The organism is Roseicyclus amphidinii, assembly GCF_030163755.1.
In the GTDB taxonomy this organism is placed as follows: Bacteria; Pseudomonadota; Alphaproteobacteria; order Rhodobacterales; family Rhodobacteraceae; genus Roseicyclus; species Roseicyclus amphidinii.
In genome coordinates this window covers 1-13,514 of sequence record NZ_JASJOE010000040.1, presented here as the reverse complement: position 1 = coordinate 13,514, position 13,514 = coordinate 1, and the positions used below count along the sequence as shown (strand labels likewise).

The 13,514-nt window shown below is 67.8% G+C and carries 18 protein-coding genes and 1 pseudogene; 7 read left to right on the top strand and 12 right to left on the bottom strand.

Annotation, left to right across the window (positions count from 1 at the left end; all coding sequences use genetic code 11):
* The 3 genes from QQK83_RS13320 to QQK83_RS13310 are packed head-to-tail and all read left to right on the top strand — an operon-like array spanning position 1 to position 727.
* The gene (locus QQK83_RS13320; protein ID WP_284264995.1) at positions 1-219 is read left to right on the top strand and encodes a DUF4169 family protein; all 219 of its coding nucleotides are present in this window, start codon (positions 1-3) and stop codon (positions 217-219) included.
* A complete protein-coding gene (locus QQK83_RS13315; protein ID WP_284264994.1) occupies positions 216-446 on the top strand; it encodes a ribbon-helix-helix domain-containing protein in 231 nt (76 codons plus the stop codon). The genes QQK83_RS13320 and QQK83_RS13315 overlap by 4 nt, the downstream gene beginning before the upstream one ends.
* A gap of 35 nt (positions 447-481) precedes the next feature.
* A complete protein-coding gene (locus QQK83_RS13310; protein ID WP_284264993.1) occupies positions 482-727 on the top strand; it encodes an N-(5'-phosphoribosyl)anthranilate isomerase in 246 nt (81 codons plus the stop codon).
* A 124-nt stretch (positions 728-851) separates the two neighbouring features.
* Here QQK83_RS13310 and QQK83_RS13305 read toward each other — a convergent pair whose 3' ends face one another.
* Positions 852-1,079, bottom strand: coding sequence for a sulfurtransferase TusA family protein (locus QQK83_RS13305; protein WP_284264992.1), 228 nt, complete (start codon positions 1,077-1,079; stop codon positions 852-854).
* Between the two features lie 88 nt (positions 1,080-1,167).
* On the opposite strand from QQK83_RS13305, the gene QQK83_RS13300 reads away from it, so the two are divergent.
* The 4 genes from QQK83_RS13300 to QQK83_RS13285 all read left to right on the top strand — a co-directional run bounded on the left by QQK83_RS13300 (position 1,168) and on the right by QQK83_RS13285 (position 5,582).
* Entirely contained in the window at positions 1,168-1,923 is a 756-nt protein-coding gene (locus QQK83_RS13300; protein ID WP_284264991.1) for a cytochrome c biogenesis CcdA family protein, read from the top strand.
* 42 nt (positions 1,924-1,965) lie between these two features.
* The gene (locus tag QQK83_RS13295) at positions 1,966-3,198 is read left to right on the top strand and encodes a hypothetical protein (RefSeq protein WP_284264989.1); all 1,233 of its coding nucleotides are present in this window, start codon (positions 1,966-1,968) and stop codon (positions 3,196-3,198) included.
* Positions 3,195-4,556 carry a cytochrome P450 gene (locus QQK83_RS13290; protein WP_284264988.1) on the top strand — a complete coding sequence of 454 codons (1,362 nt, stop codon included), beginning with the start codon at positions 3,195-3,197 and terminating at the stop codon, positions 4,554-4,556. Before QQK83_RS13295 ends, QQK83_RS13290 begins: the two co-directional genes overlap by 4 nt.
* A 117-nt stretch (positions 4,557-4,673) precedes the next feature.
* Complete coding sequence (locus QQK83_RS13285; protein ID WP_284264986.1) at positions 4,674-5,582, top strand: glycosyltransferase family 2 protein; 909 nt, start codon at positions 4,674-4,676, stop codon at positions 5,580-5,582.
* Positions 5,583-5,601: 19 nt separating this feature from the next.
* Here QQK83_RS13285 and QQK83_RS13280 read toward each other — a convergent pair whose 3' ends face one another.
* The 11 genes and pseudogenes from QQK83_RS13280 to QQK83_RS13230 form a co-directional block, all read right to left on the bottom strand.
* Positions 5,602-5,802: a hypothetical protein gene (locus QQK83_RS13280; protein ID WP_284264983.1), complete on the bottom strand. Its 201-nt coding sequence runs from the start codon at positions 5,800-5,802 to the stop codon at positions 5,602-5,604.
* A gap of 106 nt (positions 5,803-5,908) precedes the next feature.
* Positions 5,909-6,202: pseudogene (locus QQK83_RS19370) on the bottom strand (hypothetical protein); the annotation flags it as partial.
* 151 nt (positions 6,203-6,353) lie between these two features.
* Positions 6,354-7,481, bottom strand: coding sequence for an ABC transporter ATP-binding protein (locus QQK83_RS13270; RefSeq protein ID WP_417750357.1), 1,128 nt, complete (start codon positions 7,479-7,481; stop codon positions 6,354-6,356).
* Positions 7,478-8,284: an ABC transporter permease gene (locus QQK83_RS13265; RefSeq protein ID WP_284264980.1), complete on the bottom strand. Its 807-nt coding sequence runs from the start codon at positions 8,282-8,284 to the stop codon at positions 7,478-7,480. Before QQK83_RS13265 ends, QQK83_RS13270 begins: the two co-directional genes overlap by 4 nt.
* Positions 8,281-9,354 carry an ABC transporter permease gene (locus tag QQK83_RS13260; RefSeq protein ID WP_349816232.1) on the bottom strand — a complete coding sequence of 358 codons (1,074 nt, stop codon included), beginning with the start codon at positions 9,352-9,354 and terminating at the stop codon, positions 8,281-8,283. Before QQK83_RS13260 ends, QQK83_RS13265 begins: the two co-directional genes overlap by 4 nt.
* A 121-nt stretch (positions 9,355-9,475) precedes the next feature.
* Complete coding sequence (locus tag QQK83_RS13255) at positions 9,476-10,444, bottom strand: DUF3179 domain-containing protein (protein WP_284264978.1); 969 nt, start codon at positions 10,442-10,444, stop codon at positions 9,476-9,478.
* A 94-nt stretch (positions 10,445-10,538) separates the two neighbouring features.
* Positions 10,539-11,129: a peptidylprolyl isomerase gene (locus QQK83_RS13250; RefSeq protein WP_284264977.1), complete on the bottom strand. Its 591-nt coding sequence runs from the start codon at positions 11,127-11,129 to the stop codon at positions 10,539-10,541.
* On the bottom strand, positions 11,122-11,622 hold the full coding sequence (locus QQK83_RS13245) for a peptidylprolyl isomerase (protein ID WP_284264975.1): 501 nt from the start codon (positions 11,620-11,622) through the stop codon (positions 11,122-11,124). Before QQK83_RS13245 ends, QQK83_RS13250 begins: the two co-directional genes overlap by 8 nt.
* Positions 11,623-11,656: 34 nt before the next feature.
* On the bottom strand, positions 11,657-12,151 hold the full coding sequence (gene coaD / locus QQK83_RS13240; protein ID WP_284264973.1) for a pantetheine-phosphate adenylyltransferase: 495 nt from the start codon (positions 12,149-12,151) through the stop codon (positions 11,657-11,659).
* 102 nt (positions 12,152-12,253) lie between these two features.
* Complete coding sequence (locus tag QQK83_RS13235) at positions 12,254-12,688, bottom strand: CBS domain-containing protein (RefSeq protein WP_284264971.1); 435 nt, start codon at positions 12,686-12,688, stop codon at positions 12,254-12,256.
* A gap of 81 nt (positions 12,689-12,769) precedes the next feature.
* A partial coding sequence (locus tag QQK83_RS13230; RefSeq protein WP_284264968.1) for a LysR substrate-binding domain-containing protein occupies positions 12,770-13,514 on the bottom strand: 745 nt, incomplete at its 5' end.

Here is a 13,514-nt window from a genome sequence, read left to right as displayed (position 1 = left end):
ATGGCGCGCGATGTGATCAACCTTGGCCGGGTCCGCAAGCAACGGGCGCGGGACGAGAAACGCCGCACGGCCGATGCCAACGCCGCCCGCTTCGGGCGCACGAAAGCCGAGCGCCAGGCCGAGGAGGCCCGCGTCAAGGCCGAGGCCGCGCATCTGGACGGCCATCGACGCAGCGCGCCCGATCTCGATCCCGATCCCGAGGGGGAGCCGGGGCAATGAGCGGCACCGCGCGCCCGCGCAAGCACTCGCTGACGCTGCGCGGACACCGCACCAGCGTGTCGCTGGAAGACGCGTTCTGGTACGAGCTGCGCCGCATCGCAGAGGCCGAGGGCAAATCCGTCAACGAGCTGATCGCCGAGATCGACGCCGCGCGCGGGGTGACATCCGGGCTGGCCTCGGCGGTGCGGGTTTTCGTGCTGGAACGCGCGAAAGCGGGCCCGCGTTAAGGTTGCGTCAAGCCTTCCATGCCAGTCTGGCGGACATGGACCGTTTGCCCCCCAATCACTCACCCGAGGCCTTCCTCGCAGATGTGTTCCGCTCCAGACAGGCCCACGAGGGCAAGGTCATCCGTCGCTCCGCGCGCGACGTGGAGCGCTATATCGGGCGCGAGGCCTTCATCTGCGAAGTGTATCGCCGCGGCTTTCGCGCGGTCGAGAATGCCGGCCAGATCGTGATCTTCTGCAACCAGGACCCGGTGCGCATCCTGCGCCCGCGTGACGGGCCATGAGACGGCGGAAAACTGCAGTTTTCCGTCCGCGTTTTGCGGCAGCAAAACGAACCCGCGAAACTGCAGTTTCGCGCACCCGAAAAACTGCAGTTTTTCGACCCGCCCCACGGCGCACAGGCGCGCTTTAGCCTTTCGCCACGAAGAACACCGTCGCCGCCCCGCTCATCCCGGAGCCCAGCAGCCTGTGCCCCTGCTCGGCGCAGAAATGCGGCACGTCGATCTCGGCCATCGGGTCATCGGCGACCAGCCGCACCACCTGCCCCGGCCGCAGCGCGGCAAGGCGCTGGCGCAGACGCAGCACCGGCAGGGGGCATTTCAGCCCCTGCGCGTCGATCTCGATATCCCACTCCATGCGCCCTGCCCTACGCCCTGCGCCTTTCCACGCGAATGTGACGCGTTGGCGCGTGACGCGGGCGGCCGAAGCGGCTAGGTCTTGGCCCATGTTCGGGATCGACCTTTTCGACGCCAGCCTGCTGCCTGCCATGCTCGTCGCCTTCGCGGCGGGCATCCTGAGTTTCCTCAGCCCCTGCGTGCTGCCCATCGTGCCGCCCTATCTCGCCTACATGGGCGGGATCACCATGGCCGAGATCGACAGCGACGCCCGCGCGGCGCGACGCAAGGCGCTTCTGGCCGCACTCTTCTTCGTGCTGGGCCTCTCGACGGTCTTCGTCTTCCTCGGCTTCACCGCCTCGATCTTCGGGCAGTTCTTCCTGCAGAACCAGATCCTGCTGTCGCAGATCGCGGGGGCGGTGATCATCGTCTTCGGGCTGCATTTCCTGGGGGTCATCACCATCCCGATCCTCAACCGCGAGGCGCGGCTGGATGCGGGCGACCGGGGCGGCTCGGCGCTGGGGGCCTATATCCTGGGGCTGGCCTTCGCCTTCGGCTGGACGCCCTGCATCGGCCCGCAGCTGGGCGCGATCCTGTCCATCGCCGCGACCGAGGCGAGCGTGCAGAAGGGCACCACCCTTCTGGCGGTCTATGCCGTTGGGCTCGGCATCCCCTTCCTTCTGGCGGCGGGTTTCATCGACAAGGCGATGGGCGTGATGAACCGCCTCAAGCGCCACATGAAAACCATCGAGCGCGCCATGGGCGTGCTGCTGGTGGCCGTTGGCGTGGCGCTGATGACGGGGGCCTTCTCGGCCTTTTCCTTCTGGCTGCTCGAGACCTTCCCGGCGCTCGGCGCGCTCGGCTGAACGGCCCTATCCATGCCGCAATCCGACGCTATCCTGCCTGCCATGACGCAGCAGGTGACGCGCAGGCATGTCTTCTACATTCCCGGCTTCGACCCGGTGCCGCCGCGCGCCTACCGTGAACGCTACCGGCGCGAGGCGGCGCGGCAGGCCGCCCTGTCGGGCTACGAGATCGACCGGGGCACGGCCCCGCAAGGTGCGCGGTTCGGCTGGGGCGTGCGGGCCCGCATCGAGGGGGCCGAGGTGGATGCCCGGTTCGAGCTGCTCTACTGGGCCGATATCGTGCAGGCGGGAATGCGGGGGGGGATCGTTTCGGGCTACCTCGCGCTGGCCCGGACCGCCTGGGCCTATATCGGGTCGGGCGCGCTGTTCCGGCTGATGCGGTTGCGCAAGGGTCCGGTGATCGCGGCGCTTTACCCGGTGGTCGTGCTGTTGGCGCAGCTCGCGCTTGCGCTCGCGGCGGGGGTCGTCGCCGCGGCGGTGGCGGCCCGCCTGCTCGGGCCGATGCTGCCCCCGACGGCCGAAGGGGCCTTGCGGCTCGCCGTGGTGATCGGCGCGGCCTGGCCGATCCTGCGCTGGTTCCAGCGCCGCGATCATCTGTATGCCTGGTATCTCGTCAAGGATTACGCCTTTTCCTCGCGCCTGCACGGCGCCTACCCGCCCGAGCAGGAGGTCCGGATGCGCCGCTTCGCCGACCGCATCGCCGCGGCGCTTGCCAGCGACGTGGACGAGGTGCTGGTCGTCGGACATTCCTCGGGGGCCTATATCGCCGTGTCCGTTCTGGCCGACCTGCTGCGCGACGGGCGCGTGCCCGCCGGGGGCCCTGCCCTGTCGCTTCTGACCCTTGGGCAGGTCGTGCCGATGGTCAGCTTCCTGCCGCGGGCGACGCGACTGCGCGCGGATCTCGCCTTTCTCGGCACCGCGAGCGTGCCCTGGGTCGATGTCACCGCCCCCGGCGACGGCTGCGCCTTCGCGCTCTGCGATCCGGTCGCGGTCTCGGGCGTGGCCCCGGAGGGGAAACGCTGGCCGCTGGTGATCTCGGCGGCCTTCACGCAAACACTGCGCCCCGAAACGCTGGCGGCGCTGCGCTGGCGGCTCTTCGAACTGCATTTCCAGTATCTCAACGCCTTCGACAACCTGCCCGGACGGGCGGACGATTACGATTACATCCGCATCACTGCCGGACCGCTGACGCTTGGCACCCGTTTCGCGGGGCGGGCGCCCTCCAAAAGCCGGATCGAGACCCCGGTCAACCGCCACAGGGGCATCGCCGCATGAGCGACGCGCCCGATCTGCCGCCCAAGCCCCGCGCGCGGGCCGAGCGCGTGTCGCTCTGGCGCCACATGCGGCTGTTCCGGCAGGATATCCTTTCGGCGCAGCCCGCGCGGCTTTACCGCGCCTGGATGGCCGAGTTCCGCACGCCCTTCTTCCGCTCCTACCTCGTGAACCAGCCCGCGCTGGTGGACGAGGTGCTGAAGACCCGGCCGATGGAATTCCCGAAATCCGACCGGGTGGGCGAAGGATTGCGCCCGCTGCTCGGGCGGTCGGTGTTCCTGACCAACGGCGCCGAATGGCAGCGACAGCGTCGGATCATCGACCCCGCCTTCGAAGGCGGGCGGCTGCGCGACACCTTCCCCGCCATGTGGGCGGCGGGCGAGGCGGCGGTGGCGCGGATCGGCGAGGGACCGCGCGAAATCGAGGAGGACATGAGCCACGCCGCCGCCGACGTGATCTTCCGCACGCTGTTTTCGCTGCCGATCGAGGACGAGGTCGCCAGCGCCGTCTTTCACCAGTTCCGCGCCTACCAGCGCAGCCAGCCGATCCTGAACGCCGCCGCCTTCCTCCCCCTGCCCCGCTGGATGCCCCGCGGCCACCGCGCCCAGACGCGCCGCACGGCGCGCGCGATCCGCGACCTGATCACGCGGCTGACCGCGACCCGCATGGCCGAGATCGCGGCCGGCACCGCACCCGATGACCTGGCGACCAAGATCATGACCACCGCCGACCCGGTGACGGGCGCGCGCTTCACCACCGAGGAGATGGTCGACCAGGTGGCGATCTTCTTTCTCGCGGGCCACGAGACCAGCGCCAGCGCGCTGGGCTGGGCACTCTACCTGCTGGCGCGCTATCCGGAGTGGCAGGAGAAGCTGGCCGAAGAAGCAGAGGCCGCACTGTCACAGGGCCCCGATTTCGCGGTGATGGGCAAGCTGCGCCTGGCCCGCGACGTGTTCCGCGAAACCCTCCGGCTTTATCCACCGGTGCCCATGATGGTGCGGGAAACGACCCGCCCCGAACGGTTCCGCGACCGCGACCTGCCGGTGGGCAGCCAGATCGTGCTTTCGCCCTGGCACCTGCACCGCCATGAACGGCTGTGGGAGAACCCCGACGGCTTCGACCCCGCCCGCTGGCAAACGGAGAACGGCAAGACCTGCCTGCGCGAGGCCTTCGTCCCCTTCTCGGCGGGCGCGCGGGTCTGCACCGGGGCGGGCTTCGCCATGGTCGAGGGGCCGCTTCTGCTGGCGATGCTGGTCCGCGCCTTTCGGTTCGAAAGGGTCGCAGGGCGCGATCCGGTGCCGGTCGCCTACCTGACCGTGCGCGCGCGGGACGGGATCTGGCTAATGGCGTCGCGGCGCTGACATGTCATTGCGGCGGCCCGGTCATAAGGTGTAGGTGCTGGAAGAGCCCTTGGAAGCCGCCATCGCATCATGCACGGGCTGGCCTGGCAGGGTGGTATGACGAGTACCGGTGTGACCATGAAGCTAGTCCTTGTGACGTCCCTCAAGAACGAGGGGCCCTACGTGATCGAGTGGCTCGCGTTCCACAAGGCGGTCGGGTTCGACCACGTCGTCATCTTCGAGAACGACTCCGACGATTTCACCGACCTGATCCTCAAGCGCCTCGAGGCGATGGGCGAGGTCGATTTCGTGAAGAACTACGGGTTCGACAACAACCCGCAGTCGCATTCCTACAAGATCTTCCGCGGCATGGAGGCCTACAAGACCGCCGATTGGGTCTTCTGCAGCGACGGGGACGAGTTCTTCGTGCCCAAGAAACATGAGAACGTCACCGATTTCCTGGCCGACTGTCCCGACGCGGATGCCATCGCGGTGAACTGGCTGAACTTCGGCAGCGCGGGACAGGAGGTGTGGACCGACGAGATGGTGACGCGACGGTTCCGCCGCTGCGCGCCTTTCGTTCACCCCGCCAATCGCTTCTTCAAGAGCTTTCACAGGCCGTGTGATCTGTTCAAGAACTTCGGGATGCACCGGCCCTGGCCGAAGGCTCCCATCGCCTCCTTCGTCTATCCAGACGGCACGACGGTGGATCACGCCGACCAGATGGGGCACCCCCCCGCCGTAAGCGATGCGCTTGCACAGCGCCACCTTGTGTGTTCGCTCAATCATTACTCGGTAAAGAGCCAACAGGAATTCGACCTGAAGAAACGGCGAGGCAACGGGGCCAAGCCGGGCTTGCCCTATGGCGTGGGCGACAAGTTCCGGAAGGGCGACACCAACACCGAAGTCAACCACGACATCGACCGCTTTCTGGACCGCACGGCAGCCCTGATGGAGGACTACCTGTCCGACCCGGTGCTGGCCTTTCTGCTGGACAGCAGCCTTGCGCGGCACTTTGCGCAGAACGCGCATACTCTGCGGCGCTGAAACAGGCCTTGCGAGGGGATCAACCCGCGCGCGCGCCGCTGCGGTTGCGCCGACCCCAGCGTTGGGGGGCGAGCTGAAAGGAGCCTTCGAAAAAGGTAACCAGCTTGTCCACGGGGTCGGTCTCGATGTCGAAGACCAGAAGCCGCCCAGGCTTGGCCGCAAAATACCCGGTCACCGCCGCATGATGCCAGTCCCATTGGTCGCTCCAGATCGCCAGCACCTCCTCGCGCGAGGCACCGTAGCATTTGCGCGCGCGTGCCAGGGACGACCCGCTGGCGGGGCTGCCATGCCGCCGAGCGGGAGGAGGCGAGCCGCCGGTTCTTGTGCCTCGTGCTCAGGATGAAGCGCGCATCGGGCACGGTGGCGGCGATCGTCCTGAACAGCGTGTTCGCCTCGAGATGCATCGTGTCCGACAGATGGTTGATGTCGCTGTAGACGTCGAAATCCGAGAAGCCCTCGAGCACATGTTGCTGCAGCGACAGGTTCGAGAACATCGCCACGGCAAGCGTCCGGTCACGCGAGAGCCGCCAGTGAGCGCAGGACAGGCCGGAGGCCCGGACGAAGGCGTGAAGCGACGTGGTTCCACATTTGTTGGACACGATGACGAAAACCTTGGTCATCGCTCTTTACCACAAAGATGGCCGCGCGTGTGAGGGTCTGGGCCGGTTCTGGTGCTTCGATCCGTCCGTGACCCGATACGCGCCTGCGGCCGGTGGTCAGAGGCAATGACGTTGGCCGCCGAATGTCAACGCAGCCCGGCGTGCCGTCCCCTCAGCAGAACAAGACCATCGCCCGCGGGTCCCAGGCGAGCCGCGCGCGGGCGCCGTAGTCCAGCACGCGGCGGCCGGGCATGTTGCGCATGGAGACGCGCACCGGCGCGGGCGCGCCGTCGAGTAGGATGTCGTAATAGGTCATGTCACCGTAATAGACGACCTCCTTCACCGTCCCCTCGGCCTCGCGGCCGCCCTCGGCACCCTGGCCCTCGTAGAGCACGGTCAGGCTTTCGGGGCGCACGCCGATCTCGGCCTCGCCCACGTTGGCTCCATTGGGGCATTGCGCGGCCTCGATCTCGGCCGGGCCGAGGCCCGCGACCTCCAGCGCGATGCGCCCGCCGCCGGGCCCGGTGGGCAGGACACGGGCGGGCAGGAAGTTCATCATCCCGATGAACTCGGCCACGCGGCGCGAGTTGGGGCGGCGGTAGAGCGTTTCCGGGTCGTCGAGCTGCGCGATCTCGCCCTCGAACATGACCGCGATGCGGTCCGACATCACCAGCGCCTCTTCCTGGTCATGGGTCACGAGGATGAAGGTGATCCCCACCTCACGCTGCAGCTTGATCAGCTCGACCTGCATCACCTCGCGCATCTTCTTGTCGAGCGCCGAGAGCGGCTCGTCCAGCAGCAGCACCTTGGGCTTGAGGATCAGCGCGCGCGCCAGCGCGACCCGCTGGCGCTGACCGCCGGAAAGGGCATGGGCGGCGCGCGCGCCGAACTTTCCCAGCCCCACCATCTCGAGCGCCTCGGCCACCGCGCGGCGTTTCTCGTCGCTGCTCATGGAGGAGCGGCGCAGGCCGAAGCCCACGTTCTCGGCCACGCTCATATGCGGAAAGATCGCGTAGGACTGGAACACCATGTTGGTGGGCCGCCGGTTGGGCGGCACGCCCTCCATGTCGCGGCCGTCCAGCCGGATCACGCCCCCCGAGATATCCTCGAACCCCGCGATGGCGCGCAGGAGCGTGGTCTTGCCGCAGCCCGAGGGGCCGAGAAGCGAGAAGAACTCTCCGGCCCGGATCTCGGCCGAGATGCCGCGCAGCGCGTGGTAGTCGCCGTAGTATTTCTGCACGCCCTCGAGCGTGATGATAGGCTGGCCCTTGGCCAGGGTCGGGCCGTTTGTCTGGCTCACAGGAAGCCTCCGGTGTCTTTCAGGCCTGCGCGTTTCAAGCCGCGGCGGCGGAAGGTTTCGGCAAGGACGAGCAGCAGCACCGACAGGATCACGAGGATCGTGCCGAGCGCCATCACCACCGGCAGGCGCGCGGGAAAGCGCAGCTGCCCCCAGAGATAGACCGGCAAGGTCGGCTCGTTGCCCGAGAGGAAGAAGGCGATGATGAACTCGTCCAGCGAGATCGTGAAGCAGATCAGAAGCGAGGCGATGATGCCGGGCGTCACCAGCGGCAGGGTGATCAGCCGGAAGGTCGACCAAGGCGTTTCGCCAAGGTCGACGGCGGCCTCCTCGAGGCTGCGGTCCATGTTCGAGAAACTGCCCTGCAGGATCGCGATGGCGAAAGGTGTGCAGATCAGCGTGTGGCCCGCGATGATCGACCATGTCCCGCTGTCGAGGCCGAGCTGCATCAGCACGATCAGGAGCGAGATCGCCACGATAACTTCGGGCAGCACGAGGGGCAGCATGATGAAGCCCACGATCCCGCCCTTGGCGGGGAAATTGTAGCGCGTCGCCGCGCGGGCGGCGAAGAGGCCGAGGATGGTGGCGAAGACGCTGGTCGAGACCGCGATGATCAGCGAGTTGAGCGTCGCCTCGTGCAGCGCGGGCGTGTCGAGCAGCGCCGCGAACCATTGCAGGGTGAAGCCCTGCAGCGGAAAGGCGATGACGGTGCCGTCGTTGAAGGCGAAAAGCGGCAAAAGGGCGATGGGCGCATAAAGCACCAGCAGGTAGAGACCGGCGAAGACGGTGAGCGGCGTCAGCTTCATATCCCCCACCTCCCCTTCGGCAGGCGCAGGAAGATCAGGATCGAGCCCGCCGTCGCCAGCGCCAGAAGCACGATCACCCCGGCCCCGGCCACCAAAAGCGCAGGCCCGAGGACGAACAGCGCGCGCAGCGCGACGATCTCGGCAAGCGCCGCGGCCAGTGCCACGGCCATGCCCTTCACCCCTCCGCCCGCGCGATCCGCGAGCCAGAGCCAGAACCGCAGCCGCGAGATGCCCCAGAGCAGCACCATGGCCACGATCATCATCGCCAGCACCGCCAGCGTGGCCCCCATGGGCCGGTCGTTCAGATCGAAGATCTGCGCGTAGATCATGTTGGCGATCATCGTGCCGCCCGACCCGCCGACAAGCCGCGGAGTGACGTAGTCGCCGACCGTCGGGATGAAGACGATCAGCACCGCCGCCAGCACGCCGGGCATGGCCAGCGGCAGCGTCACGCGCAAAAAGGTCATGGCCTTGCTTTCGCCCAAGTCGCGGGAGGCCTCGAGCAGCGAGCGGTCGATCTTCTCGAGGCTGACGAAGATCGGCAGGATCGCAAAAGGGGCGAAGGCATGGGCCAGCGTGATCACCACCGCGTTGGCGTTGTAGAGGATCCACGACAGCGGCTCGTCGATCAGGCCCACGGCCATCAGCCCCGAATTGACCGGCCCGTCATAGGCCAGGATCACGCGCCACAGGAAGACGCGGATCAGGTAGCTGGTCCAGAACGGGATGGTGATCAGGAACAGCCACAGCGACTTGCGGTCGGGGCGGACGTGGAACGAGATATAATAGGCCACCGGAAAGGCCAGCGCCACGGTCAGGAGCGTGACCATCCCCGAGATGCGCAAGGAGCGCAGCATCAGTTCACGATACAGCGGGTCGGTCAGCGCCTCGGCGTAGTTGCCGGTGGTGAAGACCCGCTCGATGGTCAGGAAATTCTGCGTCCAGAAACTCAGAAGAACGATGCTGACCAGCGGCGCAGCAAGCAGGAGAAGCGCATAGACCAGCGTCGGGCTGATGAGGGTCAGCCCCTTTCCCGCCTCGCTGCGCATGGCTTTTGCGACCAAGCTCACCCGTGTCCCGCCCCCTTGTGCGAACCTCGAGGGGCGCACACCGATTCCGCCTTGCACGATGCGGTTTTCCCGCGCGCGCCGCAAGGGCATTGCTGCAGGCGCAGCAAGGCGCGGAACGGGCTCAGTTGCCGAGCATCCACGCGCCCTCGGGCCAGAAGGCGTGGAAGGCGAAGGCGAACATCACGTCATGCACCACGTCGCGCCCCTGCCCGTCGCGCACCCGGATCTGCCCCACGTCACGCCCCTCGGCGATCTCGGCGGTGTCCAGCGCCGAGGCCTTGCCGGCCGCCCAGCTGATCGTCACGCCGCCCTCGGTGATCTGGCCCGCGCGCGCCAGCCGTTCCAGAGGCCACGCCCGTTCACCCACCCGCACGACGCGCGCCAGCGGTTCGATGCCATGGGGCGGGTCTTCGCCCGCGTAGAGGAAGGGTCGGGCCGCGCTGTCGTAGCCCACATAGGGGTTGCGCCCGTAGGGGCGCCGCGCGTCGGGTTCGTCCATCACGAGCCCCTCGGGATGGGCGCTGCGGAAGCTGTCCCAGCTTTCCATCCAGATCGGGATTTCCGTCAACTCCACCCCCGCCATCTCGCCCACGATCCCCTCGCCCGTGGCCTGTTGCCACCAGCTTTCGGTCTGCCGGTCATACATCACGAGGTCGGAGTTGCGCAGGTTGCCCGAGACGCCAAACTCCAGCACCCGCCCGCCCACGCGTCGGTCGAAGGCGAGCGCCGAATTGCACAGGGGGCAGAAGGTGACGGCCACGGGCCGCCCGCCGACCGTGTCGTTCACGATCTCGTGCCAGGTCAGGTAGCGGATCGGGTAGGCGCGCGGGGTCTCGCCCGGCAGGGCAAGCGTGACCACGGGTTCGGCCCCCTCCAGCCGGGTTTCCTGCGAAGCCCGCAGGAAGGCGGGGTTTTCGACCGAGGGGATGCCGTCCCGCGGCACCCCGCCCGAGCGGATCTCGGACAGATCGACCGTGCGCGTGTCGAAATCGGTGTTGGGCCAGTCACCCACCCAGCGGGGCGATTGCGCTGCAAGCGAAGCGGCAAGCAGTGTTGCGGCAAGCCCGAGGGCGACAACGAGCGGTTTCATGCGGGACCTCCGTGCAGGGTGCCCGCAGCATGCCACGAAAAAGGGGGGCAAGACTGCCCCCCTCACGCGGTTGTGTGACCCTGTCAGCGTGCCGTCACTGGCTCGCCGCTTCGCCCTCGGCGGGCGGCGGTTGGGGGTCATCCTCGCGCACACGCAGGGCGGTCATGCGGTCGGGCGGGCCGATCACGGCCCCGTTGCGCCCACGCCCGCGCTTGATCGCGTCCACGATCTCCATCCCCTCGACCACCTGCCCGACCACGGTGTAGTCGCCGTCAAGGAACGCGCCGGGCGCGAACATGATGAAGAACTGCGAGTTGGCGCTGTCGGGGCTTTGCGCCCGCGCCATGCCGATCACGCCCCGGTCGAAGGTGATGTCCGAGAACTCGGCCGGAAGATCGGGATAGTCCGAGCCGCCCCGCCCCGCATAGCGCATGTCCTGCCCCATGCGGCCGAACTCCACGTCGCCGGTCTGGGCCATGAAGCCGTCGATCACGCGGTGAAACACCACGTCATCATAGGCGCCCTCGGCGGCCAGCGTGGTGATCCGCTCGACATGCAGGGGCGCCACGTCCTCGAAGAGGTCGATCACGATGGTCCCCTGCGCCTCGCCCGCGATGTCGATCTCGAGCCCGGTGGCCCATGCGGGCGCGCCCAGCAGGCAGAAGGCCAGCGCCAGCTTACGCATCGGCGGCGACCTTCATGCTGATCATCTTGTCGGGGTTCGCCGGCGGCTCGCCGCGGGTGATCTGGTCGACATGCTCCATGCCGGAAATCACGCGGCCATAGACCGTGTATTGCCCGTTCAGGAAGTGGTTGTCGGTGAAGTTGATGAAGAACTGGCTGTTGGCCGAATTGGGGTTCTGCGAGCGCGCAGCCCCCAGCGTGCCACGGTCATGGGGCAGCTTGGAGAACTCGGCGGGCAGATCGGGCTTGTCCGAGCCGCCGGTGCCCGCGCGGCGGATGTTGCCGCCCTCTTTCCCGTGCTCCACATCGCCGGTCTGGGCCATGAAGCCCTCGATCACGCGGTGAAAGATCACCCCGTCATAGGCGCCTTCGCGGGCCAGCTCCTTCATCCGCGCGGCATGCTGGGGGGCCACGTCGGGCAGCAGCTCGATGGTGACGGTGCCGGTTTTCAGCTCGATGAGAATGGTGTTCTCGGGGTCCTTGATCTCGGCCATGCGCCAAGCCTCCTTTTCTGTCGTTATCGGTGCGTTACTTGCCGAACTTCTCGGCCAGCGCCGCCTTGATCTCGGGCCGCACGAAGGCCGAGACATCGCCGCCCAGCCGCGCGATTTCCTTGACCAGCTTCGAGGCGATGGCCTGCCGGTCGGCATCGGCCATGAGAAAGACGGTGTCGATGGAATGGTCGAGCTTCCGGTTCATGCCGACCATCTGGTATTCGTATTCGAAATCGGCAACCGCGCGCAGGCCACGGATGATGATCGAAGCGCCCACATCGCGGGCGCAGTCGATCAGCAGGTTCTCGAAGGGATGGGCCACGATCTCGGTCCCGGTCGTCTCGGACAGGCGCGCGCTTTCGGCCTCGACCATCGCCACACGCTCCTCGAGCGAGAAGAGCGGACCCTTGTCGCGGTTGATCGCCACGCCGATCACGAGCCGGTCGACCAGCAGGCAGGCCCGCTCGATGATGTCGACATGCCCCAAGGTGATCGGGTCGAATGTGCCCGGATAAAGCCCTGTCCGCATCGCGCTGTCCCTGCCGGTGCCGTCCTCGTCGCGCCGGACACAATCACCCGCGCCGGGGCAATGCAAGCCCCCGGCGCGTCGCAGCCTTGTTCCGAGAGCGGCTCAGAAGCCCTTGATCATGCTCTCGAGCGCCTCTTTCTCCATCGCCAGTTCGGAGAGCTGCGCCTTGACCACGTCACCGATGGAGATGAGGCCGACCATCTCGCCCCCCTCGACCACCGGCAGGTGGCGGAAGCGGCCCTTGGTCATCATCGCCAGCACCGCCTCCGAGCTGTCGGAGCGGGCGCAGGTGACGATCTCGCGCGTCATCACCTCGTCGACACCGGTCGCCATGCAGGCGGCCCCGCGAGCGGCCAGTTCGCGCACGATGTCGCGCTCCGACAGGATGCCGGCGACGGCCTTGCCATCGGGCGAGACCACCACCGCGCCGATCTTGCGCTGCGCGAGCAGGGTCGCGGCCTCTTCCAGCCGGGTTCCCGGGGCGATCGTCACCACACCATCATCGGATTTCGATTTCAGGATCTGCTGCACCAGCATGATCTGCCTCCCTTTGCTTGCCTCCGTCCCTTGATGACAGCGTCCACCCGCGGAGGTTGACCTGTCAAGGAAAACGGCGGCTCAGGCGGTCAGCGCCTCGAGCCGGGCGATCTCGGCGCGCATCCCGTCGCGCAGCAGGGTCGAGACCCGCTCGAGCCGCGCATCGCGTGGCCCGGCGTGCGTGACCAGCCAGAAGCTGCGGGTCAGCCGCACGGCACCCGGCAGCACGCGGACCAGCTCCGGCGCGGCGGGCAGCGCGAACTCATGCACGATGGCAAGCCCCGCGCCCGCGCGGGCAAGGTTCAGTTGCACCGAGACGGCGTTGGAGGCGAGCGGCACGCGCGCCACGCCGAGCTGCGCGAGATAGTCGAGCTCGGCATCGAAGATCATGTCGGGGATATAGCCGATCATCCGCGCGCCCTTCAGCGCCTCGGGACTTTCGGGGGCACCGTGCCGGGCCAGCCAGTCGCGCGAGGCGGCAAGCGACAGGTGGTAATCCGAGAGTTTCTCGGCCCTCAGCCTCTGGGTCGCGGGCTGCGAGACGGTGATCGCAAGGTCCGCCTCGCGCCGCGACAGGTTCACCACGCGCGGCAGCGCGAGGATCTGCAGGTCGAGATCGGGATGCGCCGCCCCGATCCCCGCGCAGACCTGCGGCAGGAGGTAATTCGCGCAGCCATCCGGCGCGCCGATGCGGATCGTGCCCGAGAGCCGCTCGCCCCCTGCCGCGGCGGTTTCCGCCTGCCCCTCGGCCAGCGCGGCCTCCGCCGCTTCGGCGCGCGGCAACAGGCGCTGGCCCGCCTCGGTCAGGGCATAGCCCTGCGGAGAC

Excerpts from the sequence above, each read along its gene's own strand:
- QQK83_RS13295 (WP_284264989.1), top strand. The coding sequence starts at position 1,966 with ATGACGCAGCAGGTGACGCGCAGGCATGTCTTCTACATTCCCGGCTTC.
- QQK83_RS13320 (WP_284264995.1), top strand. The coding sequence starts at position 1 with ATGGCGCGCGATGTGATCAACCTTGGCCGGGTCCGCAAGCAACGGGCG.
- QQK83_RS13250 (WP_284264977.1), bottom strand. The coding sequence starts at position 11,129 with ATGCGTAAGCTGGCGCTGGCCTTCTGCCTGCTGGGCGCGCCCGCATGG.
- coaD (WP_284264973.1), bottom strand. The coding sequence starts at position 12,151 with ATGCGGACAGGGCTTTATCCGGGCACATTCGACCCGATCACCTTGGGG.
- QQK83_RS13300 (WP_284264991.1), top strand. The coding sequence starts at position 1,168 with ATGTTCGGGATCGACCTTTTCGACGCCAGCCTGCTGCCTGCCATGCTC.
- QQK83_RS13305 (WP_284264992.1), bottom strand. The coding sequence starts at position 1,079 with ATGGAGTGGGATATCGAGATCGACGCGCAGGGGCTGAAATGCCCCCTG.
- QQK83_RS13265 (WP_284264980.1), bottom strand. The coding sequence starts at position 8,284 with ATGAAGCTGACGCCGCTCACCGTCTTCGCCGGTCTCTACCTGCTGGTG.
- QQK83_RS13290 (WP_284264988.1), top strand. The coding sequence starts at position 3,195 with ATGAGCGACGCGCCCGATCTGCCGCCCAAGCCCCGCGCGCGGGCCGAG.
- QQK83_RS13255 (WP_284264978.1), bottom strand. The coding sequence starts at position 10,444 with ATGAAACCGCTCGTTGTCGCCCTCGGGCTTGCCGCAACACTGCTTGCC.
- QQK83_RS13315 (WP_284264994.1), top strand. The coding sequence starts at position 216 with ATGAGCGGCACCGCGCGCCCGCGCAAGCACTCGCTGACGCTGCGCGGA.
- QQK83_RS13310 (WP_284264993.1), top strand. The coding sequence starts at position 482 with ATGGACCGTTTGCCCCCCAATCACTCACCCGAGGCCTTCCTCGCAGAT.
- QQK83_RS13285 (WP_284264986.1), top strand. The coding sequence starts at position 4,674 with ATGAAGCTAGTCCTTGTGACGTCCCTCAAGAACGAGGGGCCCTACGTG.
- QQK83_RS13245 (WP_284264975.1), bottom strand. The coding sequence starts at position 11,622 with ATGGCCGAGATCAAGGACCCCGAGAACACCATTCTCATCGAGCTGAAA.
- QQK83_RS13235 (WP_284264971.1), bottom strand. The coding sequence starts at position 12,688 with ATGCTGGTGCAGCAGATCCTGAAATCGAAATCCGATGATGGTGTGGTG.